The following is a 12580-nucleotide window of genomic DNA, read 5'->3' as shown; positions in this document are numbered from 1 at the left end:
CGCACCCTGCTGCGCTGCACCGGGCGCAGCTACCGCGACGAGATCGCGAGGGCCTGCTTCACCCACGCCCGTGGCAGTGGGGATGTGTCGTTGTGTCTCTACGACGTCACCACCCTCTACTTCGAGGCGGAGAAGGAGGACGACCTGCGCAAGGTCGGGTTCTCCAAGGAACGCCGGGTCGACCCGCAGGTCGTCGTCGGGCTGCTGGTCGATCGCGCAGGGTTCCCCCTCGAGATCGGCTGTTTCGAGGGCAACAAGACCGAGACCGCGACGATCCTGCCGATCATCGAGGCCTTCCGGGCCCGACACCAGCTGCCGGTCGAGCCGGGCGGGATGGTCGTGGTCGCCGACGCAGGGATGCTCTCGGCCGCGAACCTGCGCGACCTCGACGAGGCCGGCCTGCGGTTCATCGTCGGCTCCCGACTCACCAAGGCCCCGGTTGACCTGGAGTCGCACTTCCACTGGCACGGCGACGCCTTCGTCGACGGGCAGATCATCGACACCCTCACACCACGCGACCGCCGCACCGGGCGCAGCGAGAACAGCCCGAAGGTCAAGGCCGAGCCCGTCTGGAACCCCAACCAGCATCCGGGATCCTGGCGGGCGGTCTGGGCCTACTCCACGAAGCGGGCCGTCCGGGACCGGCGCACGTTGACCCTGCAGGAGAACCGGGCCCGCGAGGTCATCGCCGGCGAGAAGCCCGCGCGCACACCGCGGTTCGTCAAGGTCACCAACGGCTCCCGCGCCCTGGACGAGGCCTCCTTGGCTCGGGCATACCGGTTGGTCGGGTTGAAGGGCTACGTGACCAACATCCCGGCCGGCGGCGCAGCGGCCGGGGAGATCATCGGCGACTACCACGACCTCTGGCACGTCGAGCAGTCCTTCCGGATGAGCAAAACCGACCTACGCGCCCGCCCGATGTTCCACCACCAACGCCAGTCCATCGAAGCGCACCTGACCATCGTGTTCACCGCCCTCGCAGTCGCCCGCGAGATCCAGAACCGCACCGGGCTCACCATCCGCAACGTCGTCCGCCAGCTCCGACCACTGCGCTCGGCCACCATCGCCATCAACGGCACCCAGCAGACCTTCCCGCCCGCCGTCCCCGCCGACAAACAGGCCCTCCTCGACGCGCTCCGTCAGCCCGCGGCGAAGCACTAAGAGCGTGTTTGGAAATGGTGGGTGTGTCGGGATGGTCGACACGGCTGGGGTGCTCCATCGTGGTCGGCATGCAGGAACGACCGCGCCGGTACCCCTCGGACACCAGTGATGCCCAGTGGGTGGTGATCGAGCCGTTGTTACCGCCGCTCGCGCGGCGGGGGCGGCCTGTTGCTCATGCTCGTCGGGACGTGCTGGACGCGATCTTGTATGTCGTGCGGACCGGGTGTGCCTGGCGGGCGTTGCCGGTGGACTTCCCGCCCTGGCAGACCGTCTACTGGTACTTCAACCAGTGGGAACAGCAGAAGGTCACCGAGAAGATCCTCCCGGTCGTGCGGGGGCAGTTACGTATCGCCGAGGGCCGTGATCCGGAGCCGAGTGCGGGGATCATCGATTCCCAGTCGGTCAAGGGCGCCGACACCGTCGGCCAGGACTCCCGCGGCTACGACGCCGGGAAGAAGACAGGCGGACGGAAACGGTTCATCGTGACCGACACCCTCGGTCTGCTGCTGACCACGATGGTGTGCTCGGCCTCGGTACAGGACCGCGACGGCGCCAAGCCGATCCTGCTCAACCTCTACCTGCGCACCAGGGTGCGGTTCGTCTACGCCGACGCCGGCTTCGCCGGGCGACTGCTCGACTGGGCCGCCACGATCCTGCAGACAACGATCGAGATCATCCGCAAGCCACCCGAGCAGCGCGGATTCACCGTCCTCCCACGAAGGTGGGTGGTCGAACGGACCCTGGCCTGGCTCACCGCACACCGACGCCTGGCCCGAGACTACGAACGCCACCCCACCACATCCGAAGCCATGATCCGCTGGGCCGCGATCAACACCATCACCCGCCGCATCGCCCGTGGATACCCCGCCACCCGCCAGCAGAAACACACGACACCCTCAACCCACTAGAATTTCCAAACACGCTCTAAGACAAGTGACCGAAGTCAGGCCCGATGATGCGCCGAGCCAGGAGCGGGAAACTCTCAGCCAGCAATCTCCCGTGCCGATATCACTGGGTGTCAAGGCGCCGCGGAGCCGGCCACGCCGGCCCTGCCGGCTCGCTCCCTACACCTCCGGCCCGTTCGCGGCCGCTCGGGGCCGGCCCGCTAGCCCCGAGCCACGGAGAAGGTGCCCTGATCTCAGGGGCTGATGGCCCGCATGTCGCACGCCATACTCGCCGGGTGTACGCACGCCTACATCACATGCAGCTGGCCATGCCCCGCGGTCGTGAGGACGACGCGCGGCACTTCTTCGCAGATGTCCTCGGTATGACGGAGATCCCTAAGCCGTCGGTGCTCGCAGCCCGCGGCGGTGCCTGGTTTCGGGGCGGAGGTGTCGAGCTTCATCTCGGCGTCGAGGATGACTTCCGCCCTGCCCGCAAGGGGCACCCGGGCATCCAGGAGGCTTATTCAGGCTCCGTCAGGTAAGTGCGTAGAAGATGAGTCCGATGACTGCCGAGATCGTCGTTTTAAATGTGGCGTAGGGTCGGCGGTAGTCTGTGTGGAGAACTTTCCACGACTTGATATGGGCGATGACTCGCTCGATGGTGGCGCGTGTGCGGTTGAGGCTCTTGTTGAATGTTTTCTGCCAGTCGAGAAGTTCCCGGCCGGGTTGTTTTTTGAACGGGGTGAGCATGCCGCGCCCGATGTAGCCTTTATCGCCGATCGGTGGGTATGTGGCGAGGTGGTCGAGGGCGCCGGATTGGTCGAGGCAATGTAGGTCGTGTCGGGAGCCTGGGGTCGGGTCGGAGATCCACGACAGCTGCCCTTCCAGGGTGGCTGCGACCTGGACGACGACGCCGGTGGTGCGATGCTTGCCCGACCACAGACCTGGTACGGCGGTCCATGACCAGCAGGGCAGCAGGGTTCCGTCGATGATGAGGCTTATTCAGGCTCCGTCAGGTAAGTGCGTAGAAGATGAGTCCGATGACTGCCGAGATCGTCGTTTTAAATGTGGCGTAGGGTCGACGGTAGTCTGTGTGGAGAACTTTCCACGACTTGATATGGGCGATGACTCGCTCGATGGTGGCGCGTGTGCGGTTGAGGCTCTTGTTGAATGTTTTCTGCCAGTCGAGAAGTTCCCGGCCGGGTTGTTTTTTGAACGGGGTGAGCATGCCGCGCCCGATGTAGCCTTTATCGCCGATCGGTGGGTATGTGGCGAGGTGGTCGAGGGCGCCGGATTGGTCGAGGCAATGTAGGTCGTGTCGGGAGCCTGGGGTCGGGTCGGAGATCCACGACAGCTGCCCTTCCAGGGTGGCTGCGACCTGGACGACGACGCCGGTGGTGCGATGCTTGCCCGACCACAGACCTGGTATGGCGGTCCATGACCAGCAGGGCAGTAGGGTTCCGTCGATGATGTACTGCCGATCGGCACGAAGCTCCTCCGCAGTCGGAACGACACTCCGCAGTGCCTGTGCCAGCAACGGTGTCACCCCCGCGATCGCTCGACTGACCGTCGACTGCGACACCCCGTAGGTTTCCGCCAACTCCCACTGCACACGATTCCCGCGCAGATACGCCAACGTGATCACCACCGACCAGAACAATCCCAGAATCGGCGGCCAAGGCCGTCGCAGGCCAGTCGCGTTCCGCTGATCCTGCTCATGCACCAGAGCGGCAAGATCCTGAATCTCATCACGCCGAAAGCCAGTGGTATAGTACATACTGCGACAACCCGTTCATCTTGGATTGATTCGGCAAATTAATCTTCGCGATGGACGGGCTGTCGCCCAACCCGACACGCCGGGCTAGATCGTTATTTCACGGGCCCTGAATAAGCCTCGATGTACTGCCGATCGGCACGAAGCTCCTCCGCAGTCGGAACTACACTCCGCAGCGCCTGCGCCAGCAACGGTGTCACCCCCGCGATCGCTCGACTGACCGTCGACTGCGACACCCCGTAGGTTTCCGCCAACTCCCACTGCACACGATTCCCGCGCAGATACGCCAACGTGATCACCACCGACCAGAACAATCCCAGAATCGGCGGCCAAGGCCGTCGCAGGCCAGTCGCGTTCCGCTGATCCTGCTCATGCACCAGAGCGGCAAGATCCTGAATCTCATCACGCCGAAAGCCAGTGGTATAGTACATACTGCGACAGCCCATTCATCTCGGATTGATTCGACAAACCAATCTTCGCGATGGACGGGCTGTCGCCCAACCCGGGGGCTTATTCACAAGGGAGTAATTCTGTTGATCTGCGGAAGCCGTCACCGGCGATTTTGTCTCGATACCGGCACGGCGGTGTGTCGCGCTTGAAGTGCAACAGCCCTTGCCGGTTTGTTCGGTGTTCCCAGGCATCGAACGAGGATCGGCGAAGAGCTGTTGCGATTCAAAGCTATGACAGGGTTGGACGATAGACAACTCACCGATCTGGTGGTGAGAGTACACGCCCGATGCGGCGGCAAGTTCGTTTCTGCAGGTAGGCCTGTTGCGTTGGGCTTGTTCCGGTCAGTGGCCATGGTGGTGACGCTGATGCGCAAGAACGTGACCCAGGACTTCGCGGGCGCGATCTTCGGGGTCAGCCAGTCCACGGTCAGTCGCCGCTGGGACCTGCTGCGCCCGGTGATCGGCGAGGTCCTCGCCGACGTCGTGCCCGACCCGCGGGAGGTCCTCGGAGGCGGAACAGTGCTGGTCGATGGCACCGTGTGCCCGACGTGGGACTGGAACGCAGTGTCCGACCTGTTCTCGGTCAAGGCCGGCTACTCGGGCATGAACCTGCAGATCGCCGCCACCCTCGACGGAGTCCTCGTCGCGGTCGGCGAAGTCCCGATTCACGGCGCCCGCCACGACGCACATGCCTACGCCGCATCCGGGCTGGCGGAGCGTCTGCGCGATCTCCCGTCCGTCGCCGACCTCGGCTACATCGGCGTCGAGGGCATCAACACGGTCCCGCACAAGCGATCCCCCGGTATCGACCTCGACCCCAGCCAAGTCGAGTTCAACACCGCCCTCGGCAGAATCCGCGCAGCCGTCGAACACGCCATCGCGCACCTCAAAACATGGCGCATGCTCAGCGAAGAAGGTGGCCGATACCGCTACCCCATCAGCAAATACGAAAGCACAGTTGCGGCAATCGTAGGCCTCTACTTCTTTGCGGCTTATGAATAAGCCTCCCGACACGCCGGGCTAGATCGTTATTTCACGGGCCCTGAATAAGCCTCCCGGTACCGGGGGGCTTATTCACAAGGGAGTAATTCTGTCGATCTGAGGACGCCGTGGTCCGTCACCAGCAATTTTGTCTCGACATCGGCACGGCGGCGTGTTGCGCTTGAAGTGCAACAGCCCTTGCCGGTTTGTTCGGTGTTCCCAGGCATTGAACGAGGATCGGCGAAGAGCTGTTGCGATTCAAAGCTATGACAGGGTTGGACGATAGACAACTCACCGATCTGGTGGTGAGAGTACACGCCCGATGCGGCGGCAAGTTCGTTTCTGCAGGTAGGCCTGTTGCGTTGGGCTTGTTCCGATCAGTGGCCATGGTGGTGACGCTGATGCGCAAGAACGTGACCCAGGACTTCGCGGGCGCGATCTTCGGGGTCAGCCAGTCCACGGTCAGTCGCCGCTGGGACCTGCTGCGCCCGGTGATCGGCGAGGTCCTCGCCGACGTCGTGCCCGACCCGCGGGAGGTCCTCGGAGGCGGAACAGTGCTGGTCGATGGCACCGTGTGCCCGACGTGGGACTGGAACGCAGTGTCCGACCTGTTCTCGGTCAAGGCCGGCTACCCGGGCATGAACCTGCAGATCGCCGCCACCCTCGACGGAGTCCTCGTCGCGGTCGGCGAAGTCCCGATTCACGGCGCCCGCCACGACGCACATGCCTACGCCGCATCCGGACTGGCGGAGCGTCTGCGCGATCTCCCGTCCGTCGCCGACCTCGGCTACATCGGCGTCGAGGGCATCAACACGGTCCCGCACAAGCGATCCCCCGGCATCGACCTCGACCCCAGCCAAGTCGAGTTCAACACCGCCCTCGGCAGAATCCGCGCAGCCGTCGAACACGCCATCGCGCACCTCAAAACATGGCGCATGCTCAGCGAAGAAGGCGGCCGATACCGCTACCCCATCAGCAAATACGCAAGCACAGTTGCAGCAATCGTAGGCCTCTACTTCTTTGCGGCTTATGAATAAGCCCCCGGCCTTCGGTGTAGATGACGAATGGTTCGAGCACACTGGACCGGGGCGGCCTGCCCTCCAGGACCGGCATCGGGTGTCGCTGCCAACGGCCGTCTCGGTACTCGAGGAAGCCGATCGCGTACCGGCTTCGCGGACCGTAATGCCGTAGGGAAGCCCAGGGCCCCGGCAAAGTCGTGATGGGTGGGTCCTGAGCTGCGGTGATGTGGGGGGTGGGGGTGGGTGCGGACACAGGCTTGGCGTGATCATGAGGGTGTCGAATCCTTGCTCACGTCAGGAAGCCTGTGTCCGCAGTGTCAGTGTCTCCGATCGTTGCTGCTCTGGAAGGCCTGGAGGTCGGTCCTGACGCGGGGAGAGCCGCGCCGGTCGGTGAGGCGGCGGGGTTGTCGCTGGTGGAGGCCCTGTCGCGAGTGCCGGACCCGCGGAAACCACGCGGTGTCCGCCACGGTGTCCTCGCGGTGTTGCTACTGGGGGCGTGCGCGGTGTTGGCGGGGGCCCGGTCGTTCACCGCGATCGCCGAGTACGCCCATGACGTCGGCCGCGCCGTGCTGGACGTGCTCGGGGTGGGCGCGGTCGCTCCGCACGAGTCGACCATCCGCCGGGTCCTGCAACGGGTCGACGCCTCGGCGCTGGAGGCGGCGTTGCAGTCCTGGGTGTTGCCCCAGCTCAGCGCCCAGCCGGCGGCGGAGGGCACACCCCGGCGAGAACAGCGTCGCGTGCTGGCCTTGGACGGCAAGACCCTGCGCGGCGCCCGCGTCCGTGCCGCCGACGGCAGGGTCTGGCTCCCGCATCTGGTGTCGGTGCTCGACCAGACCAGCGGTGGCGTGCTCGGCCAGGTTCAGGTCGCAGAGAAGGGCAGCGAGATCACCGCGTTCACCGCGCTGCTCGACCCCCTCGACCTCGACGATGTACTGGTCACCGCGGACGCTCTGCACACCCAGCGAGCCCACGCCGACTACCTACACCGCCGCGGCGGGCACTACCTGATGACGATCAAAGCGAACCAGCCCACGCTGCTGGCACGGGTACGGGCGCTGCCCTGGACCCAGATCGGCGTCGCTGATCGTCAACGCGGGCGTGGGCACGGCCGCGTCGAGACCCGCACGATCAGCGTGGTCAGCCTGCACCCCTGTCCCGACCTGGGCGCAGAGTTCTTCCCCCACGCATCCCAGGCGATCAAGCTGGTGCGCCGGCGTCGCCCACTGCGGCCTGGCGGGAAGTGGAGAACCGAGACCGCCTACGCGATCACCAGCCTGACCAGCACCGACGCCGATCCAGGACTGCTCGCCCGCTGGATCCGTGGGCACTGGTCGATCGAGAATCGCCTGCACTGGGTCCGTGATGTCTGCTTCGACGAAGACCGCGCCACCGCCCACACCGGTCACGCCCCGCAGGTCATGTCGGCGTTGCGGAACCTCGCGATCACCGCGCTACGCCTGCACGGCGTCAGCAACATCGCCGCAGCACTCCGCCACCACGCCCGCGACCCCCATCGACCACTGACCACCTACAAGATCATCTAGCGACTTTGCCGGGGCCCTGTAGGGAAGCCCGGCCGGTGTAATACAGGCGCGCCCCGTTGCCGCCGGACGGAGGCACATAGCTGGGTGTGTGCATCCCCGCTGCGTCCCAGCTGCCGCGTGGTGGGTCCGGAGCCAGAGCGGCTGCACGTCCACGAGGGTCGGCGTCGATGCGCCACGGCCCACGGGGTGAGCCCCCGGGCGGGGCCGTGGCGCGGTAGAGGCGGTTGCGAAAGCCGGTCGAGAAGCCGCCCAAGAACATCGTCCAACGGCCGTCGATGCAGTGGACATCCGGGTCGCCGACGCCGAGAAGGCCCCGCGGCATGGGCCCGGTCACCATGTCCCACAGAACGTGCGCGGCCGGCGCGCCTTGCGCTCGCCACTGATCGGTGTGCGACGGATCCATGGAGATCGACCTCCTGCTCGGGGCCGCGCAAGAACGCGGTGACTCCCCTGCGGATCAGGTAGGTCGGTGATTCGGAACATACCAGTCATATGCCGGCCGTCCAACCGTCCACGGTGCCGCAGGAGGACCTCTCACCTCTGGTCGTCCACGACGACCTCCAGTAGCCCGCCGAGGCGCGCCACGCCTGCGTGGATGCTGTCCACGTCGGCTCCGCCGAGGTCACGGACCGCCCTGCACGGCGTGAACCGAACCGCGGTGCCCGTGGTGCCGTCTCCGGCAACGTCGACCAAGCCGCCGACAGGCAGTCCGTCGCGATACGTCTGCGACCATGCGCCGTCGTGCCGACGGTTCACGTGATCCAGCCTGGTGCTCAACGCTGCCACGACCGAGATGCCTCGGCGCGCGTGACCGTCACCGAGCAGCGGTGGGGTCTCCGCGTCGAAGAACCGGAGGTCACGCGTAGCCATGATCGGCTTACGGATGACGGCTCCTGTCGGGCTGCGGCGAGTGTCGGTGCCCCGTCCGTCGTCGACGATCAGGATGGACCCGTCCGGCGCCAGCTCGATGAGGCACCGGCCGCGACGGTTGCGTGCCTCGGCCTCGTCAGCCGCGTAGGCCACGACCTCCAACACGAGGTGCAGGGCACCCGTCGGTGCATAGCGCTCCGGCTGCTCCCGGACCTCACGCAGGTGGCCGACATCGAGATCACGACTCCAGTCGTGCGTCGTGTTGACCCAGGGACGGTCCGGCCGCGACACCGCTCGGCACTGACTAGTGCGTAGCCGGCGCCGGCAGGTCCAGGACGCGGGAGTTGCGTAGCCGCCAGACGAGATAAGCCAGCCCGAGGCGGGTTCGTCCCATGCCGTCGTCGAGCGGGTTGTAGCCGAGGTCGGCGGTCAGGCCGTCGATCCTGGCCTGCAGCGTGCTGTGGTGGACCCCGGCCAGCCGCGCGGCTTGGCGCACCGAACCCGCTCGGACGAGGGCGTCCAGTGTGGTCGGACCCCAGGGGTGGCGCATCACCAGGTCGACGGACTCGACATCGGGCTGGTCGCTGTCGTGGGGCAGATCGGCGAGGAGGCCGATGAGGCCGCCGAAGTCGTCGGCCAGCACGGTGGGTGTCGCCGGAGGGGCGCACAGCCGCAGAGCGACGACTGCGGCTCGGAAGGACCGGTGCAGGCCGTCGATCTCGTCAGCCGTTCCGATGCCGGACGGTGTCGCGTCCACGACTGTCCGATCGCAGGCGACGACGCTGGCGTGGATCGGGCCGTACGAGGTCGCGATGACGTCTTCCGGGCCGGGCGGGTGGCTGCCCCAGACCGCGAAGAGGGGCGCCGCGACGGTCCGGTACCGCACCCCGGGCAGGAGACCGATGCGGGCGGCGGCCACACGGCGTTCCTCGGTGGGGACCGCGCGATCCAGTACCAGGCTCAGGTCACGGCGACCGTCGGCGTCGCTCCGCCCTCGCCCGTGCCGCATCCGCACCGCCAGGGACAGACGTTCCAGGATGATCGCGTCGTTGGCGTGCGGTGCACCGTCGCGTTCGAGCCACACCGTGATCCCCGGAGCCACCTCGGACAGGGTCCGCGGCGGCGGGGCGTCCAGCGGCTGTGGTGCGGCCTCTCCGCGCGGTGTGATGCGGACCGAGCGGGGCGGTGTGTCCTGGCCGTACCCGGCGGTGCAGCCGGCGAGCGAAGCGGCCGCGCTGAGCAGGCCGCGTGTGTTCACGTTGCCGATGACCAGCTCGTCGAAACAGGCGATCACCCGTAGGCCGAGGCTCGCCTGGGGATCGAGCGCAGAGAGCCGGCCGAGCAGTTCCTGCACGTGACCTCCCGACGGGTGACGGTCGGACTGTAGTGGTGGCGGTCACTCTAGTCAGTCGGCGAGTATCTTCTCGACCCACGCGTCCCGGGTCCGGATCATGCCGCGCCCGACGCCGGTGTGCGGGGCGAAGATGTCGAAGGCGTGGAATCCCCGGACCAGACGTGCAGCTCCGCGTCCCCGCCGGCGCTCCAGATCCGGTTCGCGTAGTCGATCGCCTCGTCCCGGAAGATCTCGGCCGCGCCGACGTCGATGAACGCCGGGGGCAGCCGGGAGAGGTCGTCCGCGCGCGCGGGGGCGGCGTACGGGCTGACGTCCGGGCCTCCCCGCGCGTCGCCGAGCAGGGCCGTCCATCCGGTCTCGTTGCTGATGCGGTCCCACACGCCCACCCCGTCGAACTGGGTGGTCGAGCCGGTGCGGCCGCGGTCGTCGAGCATCGGATAGTCGAGGACCTGCCCACACAGGGCGGGGCCGCCACGATCGCGGGCGGCGAGCGCCATGCCGGCGACGAGGCCTCCGCCGGAACTCGCCCCGGCGAGCATCAACCGGTCCGGCCGGATGCCGAGCCGACCGGCCATGCCCGCCGTCCACTCCAGCGCTGCGTAGCAGTCCTCGCGGGGGAACGGGTCGGGGAACTCCGGGGCCAACCGGTACTCGACGGCGACGAGCACCGCCCCCAGCCGGTCCACCCAGTCCAGGACCAGGTCCGCCCCGCTGAAGCGGTCGCCGAACATCAGGCCCCCCGAGTGCACGAACACGACGCCCGGACGAGGCCCGGAAGCGCCGTCGGGGGTCAACACCGAGACCTCGACGGGGTCGCCGCGATGGCCGGCGATCGTGTGCTCGCTCCGGGTGATCGGCCGGCCGGCGAGTGTCCGGTCGATGGGCGGGGAGGCGTAGGAGCGCCGCATGAAGCCGATCAGCTCGGGCGTGATCGTCGGAGGGAACACCCCGCCGACGACGGCCAGCCCGGCCTTGAGCTCAGGGTCGAAATCCGGACGAGCAACCGCGGCCATCCTGGTCCTCCCGACGCACCCGGACACGACCGCGGCGGCGGCCGCCGACCATGCCGGCGGCCGCCGCAGCGGTGGTCACAGGGACGAGTACAGCGCTGCCTCGAAGTCGTTGTACATCTTCCAGGCCTGGTGCTCGGTGATGAACGGCAGCGAGTTGGTGTAGATCGAGGCGCACACCCCGGTCGTGCGGTCGATGAAGAAGTGGGTGTTGAACAGGCCGGCCCACGCGCCGGTCCCGGCACGCCGGGCGCCCGGCACGTCCTGGGTGTTGATCAGGAGTCCGTACCCCCAGGTCCAGCCCGGGCCGAGGTGCAGGGTGTCGGTGATGGGTGCGTCCGCCGAGCGGATCTCGGTCGGCATCGGTGCACCGTCGAGCTGGTCGGAGAACGCCGCGTCGACCGTCTCCTGCGAGAGGATGCGGACTCCGTCGAGCTCGCCGCCGCGTAGCAGGGCCCGCTCGAAGCGGATGTAGTCGCGCGGGGTGGAGTGCAGGCCGTGTCCGCCCGCCCACCACTGCGGGTCGTCGGGCAGGACGTTGCCGGCCGAGACCCACGTGCCGTCCTCGCCCTGGACGTGGACCGGGGACTTGTTCGCCTTCCGGGCCTCGTCGAGAGCGAACATGGTGTCGTCCATGCCCAGCGGGCCGGTGACGTTCTCCTTGATCACGACGTCGAGGGTGGTGCCGGCGACGGCCTCGACGACGCGGCCGAGCCAGTCGGTGTTGATGCCGTACTCGAAGCGGGTGCCCGGGTCGGCCACCATCGGCGCGTCGAACGCGGCCATGTCACCGGGCACCACGTTCGGGGTGCCGGTGACCTCCTCGTACTTCTTCAGGTCGGCGTTCCAGAACCAGTAGCCCAGGCCCGAGGTGTGGGTGATGAGGTGCTTGACGGTGGCCTTCGTCCGCGGGGCGCGGAGGAGGGGCGTGTCACCGTCGAAGCCGTCGAGGACCTGGACCCGGGCGAAGTCGGGGACGTAGTCCTCCACCGGCGCGGACAGGTCCAGGCCGCCGCGCTCGACCTGCTGCAGGGCTGCGACCGTGGCGACCATCTTCGTCATCGACATGATCCGGAAATGGGTACCGGTCGTGACCGGCTGCGGCCCGCCGTCGGTGTGGCGGACGCCGGCCGCGCCCTCGTAGAACACCCCGTCGGCATCGGCGGCGATGGCCGCGACGTGCGGCACCGCCCCGGCGGCGACCGCGTCCTGCAGGATCTTGTCGATCCCTGATCCGTCGATCGTCCTGGACATCGGACCTCCTGTGTCGTCGACGGCGCGCGGAGGCCCTCGCGGCATCACTGGCGCGCATCATTCGAACAGGCACCAGGATGGCGTGGATCACACCCGGGGATAACCGCCGCCGCAACGCAACGCGATTCTCCCGACCCGCCATCTGGCGGGTGGCGAACGCCGGGTCCGAGCCCCGCGGTCGGTCAGGCGTCCGAGGCGCTCCGGGCCCCCGTCTCCGCCGGCTCCCCGGCGCGGACACCGTCGTAGACCTCCCGGTCGATCTCCCCGTCGGGTGCGCGAC

General features: G+C 67.5%; 11 protein-coding genes and 1 pseudogene. 5 read left to right on the top strand and 7 right to left on the bottom strand.

Annotation, left to right across the window (positions count from 1 at the left end; translation table 11 throughout):
- A partial coding sequence (locus KPL57_RS61945; protein ID WP_226359080.1) for an IS1634 family transposase occupies positions 1-1161 on the top strand: 1161 nt, incomplete at its 5' end.
- A gap of 14 nt (positions 1162-1175) precedes the next feature.
- Positions 1176-2085 (top strand): annotated as a pseudogene (locus KPL57_RS61940) (IS5 family transposase); the annotation flags it as partial.
- Positions 2086-2579: 494 nt separating this feature from the next.
- Here KPL57_RS61940 and KPL57_RS61935 read toward each other — a convergent pair.
- The 3 genes from KPL57_RS61935 to KPL57_RS61925 all read right to left on the bottom strand — a co-directional run bounded on the left by KPL57_RS61935 (position 2580) and on the right by KPL57_RS61925 (position 4250).
- A complete protein-coding gene (locus KPL57_RS61935) occupies positions 2580-3035 on the bottom strand; it encodes a transposase family protein (RefSeq protein WP_226351767.1) in 456 nt (151 codons plus the stop codon).
- 22 nt (positions 3036-3057) lie between these two features.
- Positions 3058-3822 (bottom strand): transposase family protein, encoded by a 765-nt coding sequence (locus tag KPL57_RS61930; protein WP_226351144.1) that lies wholly within the window; start codon positions 3820-3822, stop codon positions 3058-3060.
- A gap of 92 nt (positions 3823-3914) precedes the next feature.
- Positions 3915-4250, bottom strand: coding sequence for a transposase family protein (locus KPL57_RS61925; RefSeq protein ID WP_226359079.1), 336 nt, complete (start codon positions 4248-4250; stop codon positions 3915-3917).
- A 369-nt stretch (positions 4251-4619) separates the two neighbouring features.
- Between KPL57_RS61925 and KPL57_RS61920 the strand changes: the two genes are divergently transcribed.
- From KPL57_RS61920 to KPL57_RS61910, 3 genes are all read left to right on the top strand, one after another.
- Positions 4620-5270, top strand: a complete 651-nt coding sequence (locus KPL57_RS61920; protein ID WP_226351147.1) for a transposase — start codon at positions 4620-4622, stop codon at positions 5268-5270.
- Positions 5271-5635: 365 nt separating this feature from the next.
- Positions 5636-6286 carry a transposase gene (locus tag KPL57_RS61915; protein ID WP_226359078.1) on the top strand — a complete coding sequence of 217 codons (651 nt, stop codon included), beginning with the start codon at positions 5636-5638 and terminating at the stop codon, positions 6284-6286.
- 302 nt (positions 6287-6588) lie between these two features.
- Entirely contained in the window at positions 6589-7812 is a 1224-nt protein-coding gene (locus KPL57_RS61910) for an ISAs1 family transposase (RefSeq protein WP_226351754.1), read from the top strand.
- 534 nt (positions 7813-8346) lie between these two features.
- On the opposite strand, the gene KPL57_RS61905 is transcribed toward KPL57_RS61910, so the two are convergent.
- The 4 genes from KPL57_RS61905 to KPL57_RS61890 all read right to left on the bottom strand — a co-directional run bounded on the left by KPL57_RS61905 (position 8347) and on the right by KPL57_RS61890 (position 12300).
- A complete protein-coding gene (locus tag KPL57_RS61905) occupies positions 8347-8973 on the bottom strand; it encodes an ATP-binding protein (protein WP_226359077.1) in 627 nt (208 codons plus the stop codon).
- Positions 8974-8986: 13 nt separating this feature from the next.
- The gene (locus KPL57_RS61900; RefSeq protein WP_226359076.1) at positions 8987-10036 is read right to left on the bottom strand and encodes a helix-turn-helix domain-containing protein; all 1050 of its coding nucleotides are present in this window, start codon (positions 10034-10036) and stop codon (positions 8987-8989) included.
- 95 nt (positions 10037-10131) lie between these two features.
- Entirely contained in the window at positions 10132-11049 is a 918-nt protein-coding gene (locus KPL57_RS61895; protein ID WP_226359075.1) for an alpha/beta hydrolase, read from the bottom strand.
- A 75-nt stretch (positions 11050-11124) separates the two neighbouring features.
- Positions 11125-12300 carry a serine hydrolase gene (locus KPL57_RS61890; protein ID WP_226359074.1) on the bottom strand — a complete coding sequence of 392 codons (1176 nt, stop codon included), beginning with the start codon at positions 12298-12300 and terminating at the stop codon, positions 11125-11127.
- Positions 12301-12580: the final 280 nt, after the last annotated feature.

The organism is Pseudonocardia sp. ICBG601 (genome assembly GCF_020496245.1).
Note: the sequence above shows the minus strand (reverse complement) of the source record. Positions and strands in the feature narration are given on the sequence as shown.